14 protein-coding genes are annotated in these 17,848 nt (G+C 57.6%); 8 read left to right on the plus strand and 6 right to left on the minus strand.

From position 1 onward, the window contains the following. Positions 1 to 174: 174 nt before the first annotated feature. Together SCD_RS15415 and nhaD are read left to right on the plus strand one after the other, a co-directional pair. Positions 175 to 1,710 (plus strand): SulP family inorganic anion transporter, encoded by a 1,536-nt coding sequence (locus SCD_RS15415; RefSeq protein ID WP_009207738.1) that lies wholly within the window; start codon positions 175 to 177, stop codon positions 1,708 to 1,710. Positions 1,711 to 1,763: 53 nt separating this feature from the next. Beyond that, complete coding sequence (gene nhaD, locus SCD_RS15420) at positions 1,764 to 3,179, plus strand: sodium:proton antiporter NhaD (protein WP_009207739.1); 1,416 nt, start codon at positions 1,764 to 1,766, stop codon at positions 3,177 to 3,179. Positions 3,180 to 3,324: 145 nt separating this feature from the next. Here the strand turns inward: nhaD and moaA are convergent, their stop codons facing one another. The 6 genes from moaA to SCD_RS15450 all read right to left on the minus strand — a co-directional run bounded on the left by moaA (position 3,325) and on the right by SCD_RS15450 (position 11,352). Further along, on the minus strand, positions 3,325 to 4,296 hold the full coding sequence (moaA, locus tag SCD_RS15425; protein WP_041674338.1) for a GTP 3',8-cyclase MoaA: 972 nt from the start codon (positions 4,294 to 4,296) through the stop codon (positions 3,325 to 3,327). Between the two features lie 46 nt (positions 4,297 to 4,342). After that, entirely contained in the window at positions 4,343 to 5,236 is an 894-nt protein-coding gene (locus SCD_RS15955; RefSeq protein WP_009207741.1) for a molecular chaperone TorD family protein, read from the minus strand. Positions 5,237 to 5,240: 4 nt separating this feature from the next. Then, positions 5,241 to 6,470 carry an NrfD/PsrC family molybdoenzyme membrane anchor subunit gene (gene nrfD / locus SCD_RS15435; RefSeq protein ID WP_009207742.1) on the minus strand — a complete coding sequence of 410 codons (1,230 nt, stop codon included), beginning with the start codon at positions 6,468 to 6,470 and terminating at the stop codon, positions 5,241 to 5,243. 11 nt (positions 6,471 to 6,481) lie between these two features. Then, positions 6,482 to 7,240 (minus strand): 4Fe-4S dicluster domain-containing protein, encoded by a 759-nt coding sequence (locus SCD_RS15440; RefSeq protein ID WP_009207743.1) that lies wholly within the window; start codon positions 7,238 to 7,240, stop codon positions 6,482 to 6,484. Between the two features lie 104 nt (positions 7,241 to 7,344). Continuing rightward, positions 7,345 to 10,161, minus strand: a complete 2,817-nt coding sequence (locus tag SCD_RS15960) for a molybdopterin-dependent oxidoreductase (RefSeq protein WP_009207744.1) — start codon at positions 10,159 to 10,161, stop codon at positions 7,345 to 7,347. Positions 10,162 to 10,206: 45 nt separating this feature from the next. Continuing rightward, complete coding sequence (locus SCD_RS15450; RefSeq protein ID WP_021035848.1) at positions 10,207 to 11,352, minus strand: DUF362 domain-containing protein; 1,146 nt, start codon at positions 11,350 to 11,352, stop codon at positions 10,207 to 10,209. A gap of 226 nt (positions 11,353 to 11,578) precedes the next feature. On the opposite strand from SCD_RS15450, the gene SCD_RS15455 reads away from it, so the two are divergent. The 6 genes from SCD_RS15455 to SCD_RS15480 all read left to right on the plus strand — a co-directional run bounded on the left by SCD_RS15455 (position 11,579) and on the right by SCD_RS15480 (position 17,496). Continuing rightward, on the plus strand, positions 11,579 to 12,424 hold the full coding sequence (locus SCD_RS15455; RefSeq protein ID WP_009207746.1) for a substrate-binding domain-containing protein: 846 nt from the start codon (positions 11,579 to 11,581) through the stop codon (positions 12,422 to 12,424). After that, positions 12,421 to 13,875, plus strand: a complete 1,455-nt coding sequence (locus tag SCD_RS15460; RefSeq protein ID WP_009207747.1) for a sensor histidine kinase — start codon at positions 12,421 to 12,423, stop codon at positions 13,873 to 13,875. Before SCD_RS15455 ends, SCD_RS15460 begins: the two co-directional genes overlap by 4 nt. Next, positions 13,872 to 15,212, plus strand: coding sequence for a sigma-54-dependent transcriptional regulator (locus SCD_RS15465; RefSeq protein WP_009207748.1), 1,341 nt, complete (start codon positions 13,872 to 13,874; stop codon positions 15,210 to 15,212). Before SCD_RS15460 ends, SCD_RS15465 begins: the two co-directional genes overlap by 4 nt. Before the next feature lie 298 nt (positions 15,213 to 15,510). Further along, positions 15,511 to 16,113, plus strand: a complete 603-nt coding sequence (locus SCD_RS15470; RefSeq protein WP_009207749.1) for a nucleotidyltransferase domain-containing protein — start codon at positions 15,511 to 15,513, stop codon at positions 16,111 to 16,113. Continuing rightward, a complete protein-coding gene (locus tag SCD_RS15475) occupies positions 16,082 to 16,513 on the plus strand; it encodes a hypothetical protein (RefSeq protein ID WP_009207750.1) in 432 nt (143 codons plus the stop codon). Before SCD_RS15470 ends, SCD_RS15475 begins: the two co-directional genes overlap by 32 nt. Then, positions 16,513 to 17,496 carry a tyrosine-type recombinase/integrase gene (locus tag SCD_RS15480; protein WP_021035849.1) on the plus strand — a complete coding sequence of 328 codons (984 nt, stop codon included), beginning with the start codon at positions 16,513 to 16,515 and terminating at the stop codon, positions 17,494 to 17,496. Before SCD_RS15475 ends, SCD_RS15480 begins: the two co-directional genes overlap by 1 nt. Positions 17,497 to 17,848: the final 352 nt, after the last annotated feature.

Here is a 17,848-nt window from a genome sequence, read left to right on the forward strand (position 1 = left end):
CGGAGTATGGTAAAATGCGCGCAATCGATCATGATGACCCTCTGAATCCAATGTAGTCCGCTGTCTCCCTCCCCTTTACCTGCCTTGGCCTTCCCGGCCACGGTTCAGCACGGCCTAATTCTTCACCCCCCTCGCATGAGGCGCGGGAAACCTTTTTTCTATTGGATATCGCACATGAACGCAAGCAGCTGTTCGAATTTCACCCTCTCCCGCCTCAAACTCTGCAGCTTGAGCGGCCTGACTGTCGCCTTGGCGCTGGTGCCGGAGGCGATTGCCTTCGCCTTTGTAGCCCACGTCCACCCGCTCACCGGCCTCTACGCCGCCTTTATAGTCGGCCTGATTACCGCCGCTTTTGGCGGCCGACCCGGCATGATTTCCGGCGCTACCGGCGCGCTGGCGGTGGTGATGGTGGCCCTGGTGGTGCAGCACGGCGTGGAATATCTGTTCGCCACCGTGGTGCTGATGGGCTTGCTGCAAATCACCTTCGGGCTGTTGAGGCTGGGCAAGTTCATCCGCATGGTGCCCTTCCCAGTAATGCTGGGCTTTGTCAACGGACTGGCCATCGTGATCTTTTTGGCGCAGCTTGGGCATTTCAAAGTACCGGGGCCGGATGGCGCACTGACCTGGATGACCGGCACCCCGCTCTACACCATGCTGGGCCTGATCGCACTGACCCTGGTCATCATCTACCTGCTGCCGCGTTTCACCAAAGCCATTCCCTCCACCCTGGCCGGCATCGTCGCGGTTTCCCTGCTGGTAATCTTCACTGGCATCGAAACCAAGACCGTAGGCGACATGGCTTCCATTGAGGGCGGCCTGCCGCAGTTCCATCTGCCGCAGGTGCCGCTGACCTGGGAAACCCTCAAGATCATCTTCCCCTACAGCCTGATTCTCGCCGCCATCGGCCTGATCGAATCCCTGTTGACGCTGAACCTGATCGACGAAATGACCGACACGCGCGGCAAGCCCAACCGGGAATGCGTGGCCCAAGGTTCTGCCAATGTGGTCACCGGATTTTTCGGCGGCATGGGCGGCTGCGCCATGATCGGCCAAAGCATGATCAACGTGAACAACGGTGCCACCCAGCGCTTGGCCGGCATCGCTGCCGCACTTTTTTTGCTGTCATTCATCATGTTCGCTTCACAGTGGATCGAGATGATCCCGCTCGCCGCGCTGATCGGCCTGATGGTCATGGTCTCGGAAAAAACTTTTGAATGGGGCAGTCTCACTGCCATGCGCAAGGTACCGAAGAGCGACGCTTTCGTGGTGGTCGCGGTCACCGTGATTACCGTGTTCACAGATCTTGCCATTGCCGTGGTCACCGGCGTCATCATCTCCGCCCTGGTATTCGCCTGGCAGCACGCCAAGCATATCAACGTGCAGACCTATCTCGACGACAAGGGCTGGAAAGTCTACGAACTGGAGGGCACCCTGTTCTTCGCTTCAGTGGCGCAATTCCAGACCCTGTTCAACCCCAAGGACGACCCGGACGAGGTGGTGGTGGAATTCCGCCGAGCCCGCGTCAAGGACCATTCTGCCGTCGAGGCTATCGACAGCCTCGCCACTCGCTACCAGCAGACCGGCAAGCGCCTGCACCTGCGCCACCTCAGCCCCGATTGCCTGGAAGTGCTGGAAAAAGCCAAGGACATGGTGGAAATCAACGTGGGCGAAGATCCGCATTACCATCTGGCAGATGACCGACTGGGATGAGCGCCCTTCCAGCGTAGCGAATAATTTTTGGGATTTTTTCCGGACACATAGCAATGAAACGCTTTGCCTTACTCTTTACCCTGCTATTCATGCCATTATTGGCTCACGCCTCCGAAGGCGCTGCGCGTCTTGACCTGACCGGCAGCTGGGTCGGCATTGTTTCGGTGCTGCTATTCTTTGTCGCCTATCTGGTTGTGATGGCCGAGGAATACACCCATCTGCGCAAGTCCAAGCCGGTGATGCTAGCGGCTGGCATCATCTGGGCGCTGATTGCGTGGCACTACCAATCACAGGACATCCCGCATCTGGTCGAGAATGCGCTACGCCATACCCTGGAAGAATACGCCGAGCTGATGCTATTTCTGCTGGTAGCAATGACCTTCATCAATGCGATGGATGAGCGCAATGTCTTCGAAGCCCTTCGTTCCTGGCTAATCCGCAAGGGTCTCGGCTACCGCGCGCTGTTCTGGGTGACCGGCCTGCTGGCTTTTTTTATATCGCCTATTGCCGACAATCTGACCACGGCATTGCTGATGGGAGCCGTCGTCATGGCTGTCGGTGGCGGCAACAAGAAATTCATCATGCTCTCGTGCATCAATATCGTGATCGCCGCCAACGCCGGCGGTGCCTTCAGTCCATTCGGCGATATCACCACACTGATGGTTTGGCAAAAAAACATTCAGGCGACTAATGGCATGGTTGATTTCTGGGTGTTCTTCGCGCTGTTCATCCCATCGTTGGTCAATTGGCTGGTACCAGCGGCCATCATGCACTTTGCCGTACCAAACGAGAAGCCCAAGGGCAGCGGAGTAATAGTTGCAATGCGACGCGGCGCACTGACCATTGTGGCGTTGTTCCTTTTTACCATCATGCTGGCGGTAAGCTTCCACAGCGTCCTGAAACTGCCGCCGGTCATCGGCATGCTCACCGGTCTGAGCCTGCTTCAGTTCTTTGCCTACTACCTGAAAGTGCGCGGCGAGAAAACACACTCACGCAACGGGGATGCAGAAAATATCGGAAACCCTGTTCCCTTCGATATCTTCCGCAAGGTGTCGCGCGCCGAATGGGATACGCTGTTTTTCTTCTACGGCGTGGTGATGTGCGTCGGCGGGCTGAGCTTCATCGGGTATCTGGGCATGATTTCACAAGTCATATACGGTGGCTGGGGTGCGTCCAACGCCAACATCGCCGTCGGCATCATCTCGGCTATCGTCGATAACATCCCGGTCATGTTTGCCGTGCTGGCCATGATGCCGGATATGTCGGTTGGTCAGTGGTTGCTGGTGACACTGACCGCCGGGGTCGGCGGTTCGCTGCTATCCATCGGCTCGGCTGCAGGTGTCGCCCTGATGGGCCAGGCACGCGGTGTCTACACCTTCTTCGGCCACCTCAAATGGACGCCGGCGATCGCACTTGGCTATGCAGCCAGTATTGGGGTGCATATAGCGATAAACCGCAGCCTGTTCTGATACGGCTGATCTGCATTTGCGATGGACGTCAGTTCACACCACGCTCTAATTGATCCTTATAAACCGCAGCTGAACCAATAAAAAACTGCCCATGCTTCGACAAGCTCAGCATGAACGGTTGAAGGGTCGCTACGCGAGTTCCCCCTTAACCACCGGTGGACGACATGAAGCGGACAACCTGAGTGGGATGTTCGCAGAATTCATGTTTGAGCGGCTTGCGTCCGATGCCGTCGAGTAGTGCCTGTTCCAGCTGATCATCGCTGCAGCCGCTGCGCAGCAGAGCTCGCAGGTCTACCTTGTCGTCCTGGCCCAGGCAGAGATAGAGCGTGCCGTCGACGGAGAGGCGCACACGGTTGCAGGTATCACAGAAGTGTTGTGAGATCGGGGTGATGAAACCGATCTGGCAGCTTCCGTCAGGCGACACCAGGTAGCGAGCTGGGCCACCGCCGGCCACTACGCCGTCCACCAGTCCGAAGCAGGTGCGCAGCCGTTCCCGAATCGTGCCAAGTGCAACGAAGGCAGTCTTACGGCCCGTTTCTCCCACCGGCATGGCTTCGATCAACCGCAGCACAAAGCGGTGCTCGATGCAGTAGGCAGCCATGGCGTCGAACTCGTTGTCGGTCGTGCCGGCCATGACGACCATGTTGATCTTGATCGGGCCGAACCCTTCTTCCTTGGCGGCCATCAGTCCATGTAACACGGCATCCAGCGCATCCCGTCCGGTGATCGTAGCGAAGCGGGCCTGGTCGAGGGTATCCAGGCTGACGTTGAGCCGCGTGATGCCGGCGGCGCGCAGGGCCTGCGCGTGTTTTGCCAGTTGGGTGCCGTTGCTGGAAAGGGACAGGTCGGCGATGCCGGGAAGTGAGGAGAGGCGACCGGCAAGCTCGGCCAGATTCCGCCGCAGCAGCGGCTCGCCGCCGGTCAGCCGGATCTTGTGCACGCCGAGGCGGGCGAAGGCCCCCACTACCCGCTCGATTTCATCGAACGTCAGCCAGTTGGCCGGTTCTTCATAGCCCTTGAAGCCTGCCGGCATGCAGTAGGTGCAGCGCAGGTCGCAGCGATCGGTGACGGACAGCCGCAGGTATTCGATGCGGCGTCCGTGGCTGTCACATAGCATGGCATCTCCCACGGAACACTCCTTCCATGTTCTTGCATTGATAAACTTAACGGAAGCCGGGCAGATTGAAGTCCGTCTTGCCTGGTTTCCAGCCTTGTGTACTGTCCCGGCAATCCGGGCACAATTCCAGATGATCAGTCGGCAGCCCGCACTGCTGCAGCCGATCGATGATGACCTTTAATTCACGCGCCGTGGCTATCGCTTTGCCGCACTGCTTGCAGCTCACCAGATCGGCCGCCGTGGCGCGTTTCGAAAAATAGCGATGCGCTGACTCCCTCTCATCCTTGACTGCGGCAGAAAAGAATACGCATTGCTCGTCACGCAGGGCGCTTTCGACTACACCAAGCAGCGCCGAATAAACCGGCGGCAACTCGCGTTCGCGCTCGATCTCGGACACCCTCGCCGCAATTTCTGGCAGGATGCGCCGCAGCAAGCCGCGAATGGCTTCCCTGTCGTCGAGGATGGGTTCAAGAATGTCAGGCCCAGCTGTATCTGCCCGGTGAAAAAGCAGCGCCAAAAATTCCAGAATGGTGGCGACATGATCCGGCGTGTCGTGCATGTCCAGAGATTGTTCCACGCCGTGACGATAGTAGATTTCCGCAAGCATTTTGGCATTGGGTCCGAGCAGCGTTCCATCCAGGTAAATTCCGGCATTCAGCTTGGCTGGAATGGGCGGCACCAGGAACAGCGAGCTGTAGGTTGGCAGCAATGATTCAGCATCAGCGTGAAACAAGGCATCGCGCGCTTCCGTAATGGCTTCGGAAAGATCCATGCTCAGGGTTGTAGCCAAATACTCCAAATCATCAGCCAGGTCTTCACGCAGCGCTCGGGAAAGAATCTCCCCACGCGGCGGGAGGAACGCCTGAGCCAGGCATTGCCAGAGCTCGGCGCGGGGAGAAAAGCTATTGTTCATCGCATCCATGATGTTTTCCCTTTCCACTTGTTCATCCCCGAGCCAACTGCCCGGCAGCTTCCATGCTTACCTTCGGCGCATCAGAGAGATTGAACAGGCGGTCACCGAGAGCGTACAGGGCCAGCGCGGCGCTGATCCCCACGGCCACCAACGCCCATTCAGTCAACGACGGCGTATAGGGCGTCACAGCATTCATCCAGGTACCCTTGAACATCGGCACATTTTGTCCAGCGACGATGAACTGCAGGCGCTCGATAAACATGCCGAGCAACACCAGAAACGATGCCCTGACCTGCCACTTTGGGTCTACCTGCATGGATGGCGTCAGCATCATCAGGAACGGCAGCGCCAGGCATACCCAAACTTCAATGTGGAACCATGGTGTTTTCAGCAGAGCGACGAAGCCTTCCATGCCGTCTATGTTGCTCCACAGCCCCACCCAAATGCGGGTGAGCAGGAACAACAGGACAATGCCGATCAGGGTGGCGAAAACCTTGGGCAACTGGTCTCCTTGAGCCAGCAAACGTAGTGGCTCAGGCATATTTTTCGTATTGAAGCCGTAAGCCAGATGAACGCTGAACACGATGGCTGCCGCGCCGGAGAGAACCCCCGAGAGGATATAGAACACCGAGGTGGCCGAGCCGAACCACATTGGGCGCATCGCCATCGAGCCGAATAGCAGCCCCAGCATGCCACTCGCCAGTATGACCGCCATGAATCCGGCATTGCCGATGAAGTGGCTGAACGGGCTGTCCCAGTCTTCCTTCCACATCAGGTAAAACTTGACGAGCAGGAGACCCAGGTCGATGGTGTAGAACACCCCCATCCAGAACATCGGGGAATGGATCTGCATGCCGAGCGGCACCGCCCACAACATGCGGAAGGGATGGCCGAGCTCCAGCGCCAACACCGAAAAACCCGCGATCAGGGTGACGATCGCCAGCCAGATGCAGCGCTTGGCGATGGGGTAAAACTGCTTGAAACCGAACACCGTCGACAACGAAGCAATGATGGTCAGCCCCGACGAAATCAGCGCGAAGAAAACATATGTGGCAATCGCACTGCCCCAGTTCACGCCGTCGCTCGATGTATTGAACGCTGCGTGGCCTTCAGTGAACAGCATGTAGAACACAAACGCCAGGCTTGCCAACAACACAGCGACCGACAGTTTCCAGATGGTGGCCGTGGTATGGCTTTCGCCGAACATTTTGAGCGCGCCAGACACGGCCTCGCTCGGGGTTTTGGGATAAGTGAAGTTCATGATCGTCCTCCTCAGACTTTCTTGTTGATCGCTCGACTGCTCGGCACCGCGCCGCCATCACCGGTGAGGTAATACACCTGCGGCTTGTTGCCCAACTGGTCGAGCAGCCGCACCCCGCGTTTGTCGCCGATCATGCGCGAAACATTGCTTTCCGGATTGGACAGGTCGCCGAAGAAGCGGGCTCCCGGTGCGCAGGTGACCACGCAGGCCGGCGTAAATTCGCGCAGCTTCGGGTCTTGCGGATCGAGATCGGGCGTTCCCTTGGGCGCCTTGGAAATGCGGTGGTAGCAGAAGGTGCATTTCGACACCACATCGTGCGGCTGGATGCCGACGCCATGCTTCCAGTCTTCCCGTGCGTCTGGCATTTTCCACGGTGGGTTCCACGAATGGCTCTCTTTGCCTTCATGCACCTTGCGCATGTCCGGTGCTACCAGCGGTTTTTCGTCAGTATAGAAACGCACGCCGTAGGGGCAGGCCACCATGCAATATTTACAGCCGATGCACTTGTCCCAGTCCACCAGAACCACGCCGTCCTCGGTCTTGTAGGTGGCGCCGGTCGGGCACACCGCCATACAGGACGGATTCTCGCAATGCTGACAAGGACGCGGGAACCACTTGAGCTGGGCGCTCGGATACGTGCCCTCGGTAAAAAATATCACATCCTGCCAATTTTCACCCGGCAGCCGGTTGTTCTCCATGCCGCACGCCACGGTGCAGGCCTGGCAGCCAACGCATTTTTCCAGGTCTATAACCATTCCCCACTTAGCCATGATTTGGCCTCCTTAAAGAATCAAACTTTTTGCGAGTTTTCACCTTACGGTGAAATACCTGCTTACCCCTCTTGCGAATTTTCGACTTGCGACGAAATACCTGCTTAAACCTTTTCCACGAAAACCTTGGCGCTGTGGTAGCAGCACTGGCCGGAAATCGCATCCGAGACATTCGGCGTCACCTCGTTGGTGCTGCCCGATACGCCGCTGTTCTTGGTCCAGCGCCCCATGCCCCAGTGGCCGTGAATCATCGGCAGCGCCACGGTGTCCGGGCGGATGCCGTTATACAAGCGGGCATAGACCTCGATGGCGCCGACTGAGGATTTGACGCGCACCCGGTCGCCGTCCTTGATGCCGCGTTTGGCGGCGGTTTCAGGATGGATTTCGAGATACACCGTCTTCTTGCCTCCCTGGGTCGGCTGCATGCTGGCCGTTGCGTGGGGCAGGTTGCCTTGGCGCCCCTCAGCCTGCATGGCGAGTTTCGGGCTGACGAAGTGGAGGTCGCCGCCACCAGCATGGTTGGCAGGCAGGTATTGCGGGAAGGCGATCATTTCCGCAGGCAGGCCGAATTTCTCCATGAGATAGTGAACGTGGTGTTCCTCCTCCAGGTAGCCGGACTTGAATTCGAACTTGCCCGAGGGGGTTTTCAACAGGTTTACCTTCACTGCTTCCTGCGTCATCCGCTTGGAGTAGGACTTGGTTGCCTTGTCCCATTCGTAGAACTCGCCGCGAATCTGGCGCCACAGATAAGGCTTCTGGAACCAGACGCCTTTCTCCTTCCAGGTTTCGTAACTGTTGACGCCGTTGTCGCCGGGTTTTTCCACAAAAACCGTGGCAATCGCCTTGATGATATTTTCGGTGTTACCGAGTTTCTTGTAGTACTCGCCCGTCGATCCCTTGATGCGTTTGCCCAGGTCGATCAACATGTCGCCGAACACCCGCGTGTCGTACAGCGGCTTGACCGCAGGGGTACGGATCATCGAAATCGGATAGCCCTGGAAGGGATAAGTATCTGCCACCTGCAGGCGCTCAAGATAAGTATGATCAGGCAGGATCAGGTCGGAATACACCGAGGTTTCATCCGGGAAGGGCGAGGTGTTGATGACAAAAACCTCATTCAACATCTTTTCCCAAGCCGTGCAGTCTGGCCCCGAGAAAATCGGCCCGGTCATGTAGAACATGCAAGTATCCAGCTTGTAGGGTTTCGCCTCGTTATGGTTCCTAGCGACTTCCTGCAGCATGTTGCTGACCATCGGCCATTTGTCGGTACCCTTCATGTCGATCCGCGGCTTCTTGCGTTCCGGTGCCTTGGCGTAGTCATCCATGAAGTCGTCGAGATTGACCGGCCATTTGCCGGCAGGTGATTTCATCTGGTACGCCAACCCTCCCTCGGCAAACATTGAACCGACCAGAGCGTTGAGCGAATGGATCGCCATGCCGCTGTAGGTGCCGTTGGTGTGGGCGTGGGCGCCGCGCTCGAAGATGGCGATGGCGGGGTGAGTGGTGCCGAATTCGCGCGCCACGGCGTGGATGGTTGTGGCCGGGATGGTGGTGATTTTTGCCGCCCATTCCGGGGTGCAGTCCTTGAGCACCGCATTCCACCATTCAGGCAGGCCCAGCACCCACTTCTCTTCGAATAGCGCTTGCCCTGCCTTAATTTCAGATTCCGGTTTTTTCTCTTTATCAAGAGCTTCGCGTTGCTTGCGGTCGGTTTCCTCGGAGAGCGCTTTTTTAGCTTGCTCTTTCTCGAACTTGGCGATCTTTTCGGCAGCAGCTTTTTCGGCTGCGGGATTCCCCTTGGCAAGAATTTGCACCTTTAGCAGCTTGGCCAGGGCCTCCTGTGTCTTGACCTTTTCGGCAGCGGCTTTTGCAGCATTTTTTTCAGCTTCAGCCGCTTTTTCAACTGCGGCTTTTTCCTTGGCAGCAGCCCTGTTTTTGATATCTTCATCGGTGAAAACGGCAGCTACTGGTTCGCCTGTCTTGAAGTGATTCACTCCATCGACGAAGTTGCCGACGAAGGGTTTGTCCCACAGGCCTTCGGTGAGGAGGACATGGGCGATCGCCAGCGCCATCGCGCCGTCCGTGCCGGGTTTGATCAGCAGCGCCCGGTCGGACGCCGCAGCACCGGTATTCAGATGCACATCGACAAACGTCACCTTGGTTTTGGCAGGCTTGGTGCGCATCACGCCCCACGCCTGCATGTTGCCGTTGAAGGGGCGGAACGATTCCAGGAAACCGGCACCGAACACCAGCATGTAGTTGGTGTTAGCGTAGTCGTAGGCATTGTAGCCATGATTGCCGTCGAGAATCTTCTTGGTCTCCTCGCTGCCGTCGGAGCACATCGACGAATGGCCCAGGCCGATGTTGGGCGAACCATAGAGACTGCTGAGTGTTTGGAGTACACCCACGTCGGTGGCGCCCCAGCCACGACCGTAAATCAGTCCGAAGCGGTGGGATTCATTTTTCTCACGCAAACCGTTCATTCGTTTGGCAACGGTGTCCAACGCCTCGTCCCAGCTAATCGGTACAAATTTCGGGTCTTCGGAACGTCCCTTCTTGGGATTGGTGCGCTTCATCGGCCCTTTGAAGCGGTCAGCGTTATACAGCAGGTATTGGCCGTAATGGCCCTTGGGACAGAGCTTGCCCATGGAGAGCGGGTTGTCGAGCGTGCCATACACCGCATGTACCCGACCGTCAGTAGTGTAAACGTCAATGCCGCAACGCGCCGGACACTGGTGACAGAAGCTTTTGGTGATCACCGTTTCACTGGGCTTTCCTGCATCCGTTTTGGCTTGGGCCTTGGCAATGGTAGAGAAGCCAGGCAATTGCCCGATGCCTACCGCGCCGACGGCGCCAGCCACCCCCGCCGCTTGCAGAAAACGGCGACGACTGATTGTTGGGTTGAAGATATTCTCTTTCATGGGTGCCTCCAAAATTAACCAAAGGATATGAGCATCTGATTATCTCTATGCAAACATCGTGCCAAAGAGATCGGCGGCCAAACTACGGGATTTTTCGCAGCGCGGGCACAGGCTTTTGCCGCGCGATGCAAAACGCTCGTGACAGGACATGCAGACACCCCATGGCAAGCGTGTCAGTTCGTGCTGGCCGTGCATGGCGCCATCCACGGACTGGGCCAGATCGAGATCCAGCGCACCCTCCGGGCAGCTTCTGGCACACAGCCCGCAACTCGTACATAGCCAGGGTTCAAAGCGGATTCCAGTTGCGGCATCGTCCTCATAGCGTGACAGCGCACCCGTTGGGCACATGCCTGCGCAAACACCATGGTTTGCGCAGGCATCCGAAATTGAAATCGCCGGGAACAAATCCGCCGGCAGCGGCACGCCGCGTAGTGCTGCCAGGCTCTCCAGAGCTGCGATCAGGCGTATCCGCTCCGGGAAGGTTTTTTCACCCTGCCGGATGAGGCTGCGCGGCAATGTCCTGGTTGGTGGTGCAGTTCGTTCGATCACCACGTCGGCGGCCTTGCCTGCCAGGAAGCTGAAAAAAGCACGCCGCCCGATCGCCTCGCGCTCGGCAGGAACAGGAATCTCTTCGGGCATGAGCGTGGCAGGCAGCGGATCACGCCGTATTTCGGGTAGGTTCTGTTGCGGCCAGCCGAGGCGCGTCAGGGCGCGCCGCACAAATTCGAGTTGTGTAGCCACGGGGGGTTGGGCCGAACCGCCAGCTTGGCATGTCGCACACCAGCCCCTATCCACCAGTACCACGGCCTGCCCTTCGCCCGCTGCAAGCACGCACTCCAGCAAGGAAGCCGCCGAAAGACCGCCCAGACAGGGAACGGCGTGGGTACCTTTAGCAAGTAAACGGGGCGGCACCTTCCAGCATTCGATGGTAATATCGAGGTTACCTTCCGGTAACCCATCGGGAATCTGGTATCCCCGTGCCGACAGCGCGCCGCTGGGGCAGGATGCAACGCAGCGTCCGCATCCCAGACAGCCATCGGCGAGGCTGACGCCCAGCTCGCCCACCGCCAGCACCCCGGTCGGACAGGCTGCGGCGCAGCGCGAACAAGCTGCGGGTGATGAACGCACGGCAAGGCAAGCTTCTTGCTGCAAGGACAGTCCATAGCGGGATTTTAATTCTTGGGATTGCATCAGACTCACCAGAGATTGCAGAATATATCGAGTGGTGCTGCAAGAACCGATCCACCTCGTTGTGAACGCCTGTAGTGTTGGCTTGGCAGCCATAGCAGATAGTCGAACTCAAAGTAAATCCAGGAATATCAGTGAGAACTTGACAATACATGGTCACCATCTGGTAACCTTCAAATGGAAGGGGTTACCAGATAAGAACCACCCGACCTGGAAAATGGAGAACAGCATGTTGCGCTATCTATTAAGGATTCTTGCTTTTTTCGCTGTGCTGGGCATTGCCGCACCCGTTCTGGCAGAATCCCCTGCGTGGCGGGTGGGCATGACCCCGGCCTTTCTCCACGATCAGCACGTCGTGCTCGACGATTGGCGCGCCTATCTGGAAAAGAAGCTGGGACACAAGATCGAGTTCGTGCAGCGCGACAGCTACCGCGAAACCATGGATCTGCTGCGGCTGGGCAAGCTGGAATTCGCCTGGATTTGCGACTATCCCTATGTGCATCTCAAGGATCAGGTACGGCTGCTGGCCGTGCCCGTCAACCAAGGCAAGCCGACGTACCGTTCCTACCTGATTGTTTCCGCCCGCGATCTGCACACCCAGTCGCTCGCCCAGCTCAGGGGCAAGGTGTTCGCCTATGCCGATCCCTACTCCAACACCGGCTTCCTGGTGCCCCGTTACCAGCTCCATCAGATGGACGAGGACCCGGAAAAATTTTTCAGCCGCACCTTCTTCACCTGGTCGCACCGCAAGGCCATCGAGGCGGTGGCCAGCGGCGTGGCCCAAGGCGCCGCAGTGGACAGCTTTGTGTGGGACACGCTGGCCAAAGTCAGTCCGGAGTTGACCGCGCGCACCCGCATCATTTCCCGTTCCCCGGAGTATGGCTTCCCGCCCTTCATCGCCCACCGCTCGGTCAGCAACGGTGATTTCAGGACTATGCAGAAAGGGTTGGTTAATATGGGGCTGGACGCCGATGGCGTTGCGCTGTTGCGCCGTCTCAACCTGGACGGCTTCACGCCCGGAGACCCCACCATCTACCGGGGTGTCACAGAAATGATGAAGGTCCTGGGCGAGTGATAAAGTCTTTGTTCAATCTCAGCTTCCGCGCCAAGATTCCGCTCTGGGGCAGCCTGCTGATTCTGGTCACCGCTGGCCTGGTGGGGCTGACCCTGATGTTCCGTGCCTACGACGACCTGCGCCAGGACGTGCTCATCAGTGCCGACAGCCTGGGACGCACTCTCTCCAACACGCTGTTTCCGGCCATGCTGCACGACGACGTATGGCGCGCCTTCGAGATCATCAATGCACCCTTCCACGGCGCCACGCCGGAAAATCCCGTCCAGGCGAGTGCACTGATCCTGCTGGACAACCAGGAGCGGGTTTACGTTTCGACACTCCCCGAGACCTATCCCACTCTGGCCGATTTCCACCGCTTCGGGCCGCACTATGCGGAACTGGCGGAGAAACTGAAAGATGTTAAAGAAGAAACCACCCAAAGTTTCGAGATTGAAGGCTCCGACCAGATTTTTGTCGCCGCACCCATTTCCGATGGTGGAAAGCGGCTCGGCACCCTGCTGATTCTTTATTCGAAAACGGTCTCCGTTCCACGCTTCAGGGCAACCGCTTTGCGCGCCGGCAGCATCACATTGCTGGTGCTGGTGGTGCTGTTGCCGATCAACTGGTACTGGGGGCGCCGCATGGCGGTGCCGCTGGTGCAACTATCTTCCCGCATGGGCGAAATCGGGACGCGCATTCCAGATGCGCTCGATTCTGACGCCTACGCCTATCAGGACGAGCTGGGACAGTTGTTTATCGCATTCGCGGAGATGGTGGAGGAACTGCGGGAAAGCGAGCGAATGAAAAACGAAATGGTGCAATCCCAGCGACTGGCTGCGGTGGGGTCGCTGGCAGCCGGCATCGCCCACGAGGTCAACAACCCCCTGTGTGGAATGCTGACCGCCGTGGATACGCTCAAGCATCGCCCGGACATCGATCCGCGCGTGATGAAGACAATCGGGATGCTGGAGCGGGGACTGATACAGATCAGCGACACGGTGCGAGCCCTGCTGGTTGAGGCCCGCGCCCAGAGTCGCCCGCTGGCGCCGAACGACATCGAGGACGTGCGCACGCTGCTTCAGCCTCAGACGCAGAAAAAAAATCTGCGCCTGGAATGGCGCAATGAGCTGACAGGCGAAGTTGCCCTGCCCGCCACCGATGTGCGCCAGATACTGATCAACCTGCTGCTGAATGCAATCCAAGCCGCACCTGAGGGCGGTTATGTCGAAAGTGCCATCTCGCCCCTTGCTGGGGAACTTGTCATTTCGATCGCCAACGATGGCAAGCCGCTGACGGATGAACAGATGACCCACCTGTTCGAGCCTTTCGCCACCACCAAGGAAAGCGGACATGGGCTTGGCCTGTGGGTCACCTACCAGATCGTACAGCAGCTGGGTGGCAGCATCGCCGCCGAAAACGCGCCCGGCACCATCCGTTTCACCGTGCGTCTACCCCTGGAGCGCCTATCATGAGTACACCCCCCGCCCGCATCTGCCTGATCGAGGACGACGAAATCATGGGTGAATCTCTGATGGAGCGCTTCGAAATGGAAGGCTACGCCTGCGACTGGTTCCGCACCGGGCAGGAAGCACGACTGACGCTGGCCAACAAGCACTACCAGGTAGCGATCAGCGATATCCGTTTGCCCGATATCAGCGGCCAGGTGTTATTCGAGGAACTGCTGGCCGACGGCATGGCGCTACCGCCGTTCATTTTCATCACCGGTTTCGGCGCGATCGACGACGCGGTGCGCCTGCTCAAGCTGGGGGCGGAGGACTATCTGACCAAACCATTTCAGGTCAACACCCTGCTCGATAAGGTCCGCAACCTTTGCCAGCGCGACCAGACCCTGCCGGGCGAAGCGTTCGTACTTGGCATTTCCAGCGCCATGCGCGAAATCGAGGCGATGCTGGCACGGGTTGCAGCCAGCTCAGGAACAGTGCTGATTACCGGCGAATCCGGCGTGGGCAAGGAAAAGGTCGCCCGCGCCCTGCACGACTTGCGTGACCCGCAAGGCAAGCGTCCCTTCATCGCCGTCAACTGTGGCGCGCTGACCGAATCCCTGCTTGAGGCGGAGTTGTTCGGCCACGAAAAAGGCGCCTTCACCGGCGCCAACCGGGAGAAAAAAGGCTATTTCGAACAGGCCCACAGCGGCACCCTGTTCCTCGACGAAATCGGCGACATGCCGCTCGCGATGCAGGTCAAGCTGTTGCGCGCCATCCAGGAGCGCGCCATCGTGAGGGTGGGAGGTGAAAAGCCGATACCGGTGGAGATCAGATTGATCTGCGCCACCCACCAGGATCTGATAAAAATGGTGAAACTGGGGGAGTTCCGCGAAGATCTTTATTATCGAATCCACGTCATTCACATCCCCGTCCCGCCGCTGCGTGAGCGCCTGGAGGATATCCTGTGGCTGGCTGATCGCTTCCTCGATGAGTTCGCCGCCGAATCCGGGGTGCAGCACAGCTTCCACCCTGCCGCAACGCAGGCCCTGGTGACTTTTTCCTGGCCCGGCAACGTACGCGAACTGCGTAACTGCATCGAACGCGCCTGCATTCTATCCGCCAACCCCGTACTCACGACCAAGGATCTTTTCGACCAGACGCTGTCTTCCAACGAACAAGAAGAAGCGACGGTAGGCAGCCTCACCCATCACCTCCGCACCACCGAACGACACTACATCGAACAGGCGCTAACCGCCCATCAATGGCGCATCAAGGAAACTGCCACCGCCATCGGCATCACCCGCAAGAACCTGTGGGAGAAGATGCGCAAACTCGATATTTCAGCGCCAGAAGAAAACATGTAAATATTCCGGGCCTTCCTGCTTGCTTTATGCAGCTCTCATGCCCAAGCGGCATCGCCACATTGGGGTCGCTGTAGCGGTGCGCCATATTTCTGGCCTATTCACACAAACTTCTCGCTGAAACCGGCTGCTTAAAATATCACCGACTTTCCGAGGACCTCTCCCACCGCGTATTTTCTCCACTCGATTAACTATTGATAAAAGGCGTTATCAATAGTAACTCCAGAATGACATCCCCGTAGCACTCCAGTAATGATTCAATCGATTGACAATGCCCATATTGGGGCTTACTATGCCCTTTATGGGTATGTACGCAGATGCGCTTTTCACAAAAACACAACAGCGGGTGCTGGCGGTGCTGTTTGGCCAGTCGCAGCGCTCATTTTACGCCAATGAAATTATTACACTGGCCGCCTCAGGCTCTGGCGCAGTACAACGAGAACTGGCACGCCTGGAAGCGGCCGCCCTGGTGACGGTGCGACGGGTGGGCAACCAGAAGCATTACCAGGCTAACCCTGACGCGCCCATCTTTGAAGAGCTGCGCGGGATTGTGCTTAAAACCTTCGGCGTGGCCGATGTGTTGCGTGCAGCACTGCAGCCGCTATGGCCGCAGGTAGAGCTGGCCTTCGTTTATGGTTCGCTGGCCAAAGGCGTCGAGCACGCGGGTAGTGACGTGGATTTGATGGTCGTTGGGTCAGCGATGTCGAATGCGCAATTGCTTGAAGCGTTATTGCCCGCCCATGCGCAACTGAGTCGCGCGGTCAACCCAACGTTCTATACGCCTGACGAATTTGCGCAACGCGTCCATGATGGCAAGTCATTCATCATGCGGGTGCTGGAGCAGCCTAAAATCTTTGTGAAAGGATCGGAACATGACATTACCCGGCTCAGTAGCACTGGCTAATCTGGCGCGTATCGGCAAGCTCAAGGCGGAGCTGCCTGATGCCCGGGAGCGAGCAGGTTTGTTACGTTCGGCGACCGTTCGTTTGCAAGATGCCAAACTATCCACCCTTTCGTTGGAAAGCCGCTTTGACCTTGCCTACAATGCTGCGCATGCGGCGGCATTGTCTGCCCTGCGTGTCCATGGATACCGTAGTGACAACCGCTATCTGGTCTTTCAGTGCCTGGAACATACCCTGGGATACAAACCGGAGCAGTGGTTATTGCTCAATCAGGCTCACAAGAAACGCAATTTGGCTGAGTATGAGGGCGATCTTGATGTTACGGCGGGGTTTGTTGAAGAGTTGATCGCCCGTGTCGAGTCTTTGATTGCTGCTGCACAGGCACTGGAGATTCCCTCATGATGAATCATGAATTGCCGCAACTATCATCGACCTCTGGTGCTTTAACTCAGGAATGCGTGCTGACTGCCACTCAATTCCATCAGTTGGCGGAAGTACCGCCGGCGATCACCTGGTTTGCCAATATCGACAACCCGCAAACCCGCCGGGCTTACCAATGCGATTTGCAGGCCTTCATGGTTTTTACCGGGATCAGCCAGCCTGATCAATTTCGTAGTATCACCCGCGCGCACCTGCTTGCTTGGCGGAAAGATCTGGAATCGCGGGCCCTGTCAGGGGCGACCATCCGGCGCAAGCTGGCGGCACTGTCTTCTTTGTTCGACTATCTGTGTGAATCGAATGCGGTGACCAGTAACCCGGTCAAGGGCGTGAAGCGCCCGAAGATGGAAAGCACTGAAGGAAAAACTCCAGCAATTGGTAATCATCAGGCACGAGCCCTACTTGATGCACCGGATACCCATACGTTACTGGGACAGCGTGACCGCGCGATTTTATCTACTCTGTTGTATCACGGCTTACGCCGGGCTGAGCTGTGCACGTTGCTGGTGGGCGATCTGCAGCAGCGGCGTGGCGTGATGCATTTACGCGTTCACGGCAAGGGTGGGAAGTTGCGTTATTTGCCACTGCATCCAGGGACAGCCGGACTCATTGATGCTTATCTGCAAGCGGCTGGCCATACCGATGATGCGCAAGGCGCCCTGTTCCGTCCGATCAGGAACACTATGCATAGTGACAAGCGGGCTTCGATCACTGCCGATGGGATCTACAAGATGCTGGCCGGCTATGCTGCCGGACTGAGTATGGATGTAGCCGGGTTCGGGCCGCATGCGCTACGTGCGACGGCGGCGACCAATGCACTGGAACACGAAGCGGATATTGCCAAGGTCCAGGAGTGGCTGGGACATGCCAACATTTCGACGACGCGCATTTACGATCGGCGAAAGATGCGGCCGGAGGATAGTCCGACTTTCAGGGTGGCTTATTGAGGTGGTTGCACTGGGCAGTCCGCTGAATACAAACTGAGTCAGCTATTTTTTGGGGATTGAGATGGACTCTTCTTACGTTTCGCCGCCTCACGTTTGGCGCTGGCACATTTCTCACAGCACCAGCGGCCATTTCCTTTGGCGTCCTTAATAACTTCACCCGGGGTGCCCGCTGGATAGCGGCGAGTGCAGGCGTAACAAAATAACGACACCACAACCAAGGGAAGTTTCTCCTACCATTAACCTTTAGTACTACAGAGTTCAGCACTAACCCTGAATATGAAATGTAGCAACTTGCTACAAAAATTAACTTTACCAGGATCATATCAACACTCTCTATTTCGCCCCAATGAAA

Source organism: Sulfuricella denitrificans skB26, assembly GCF_000297055.2.
Lineage (GTDB): Bacteria > Pseudomonadota > Gammaproteobacteria > Burkholderiales > Sulfuricellaceae > Sulfuricella > Sulfuricella denitrificans.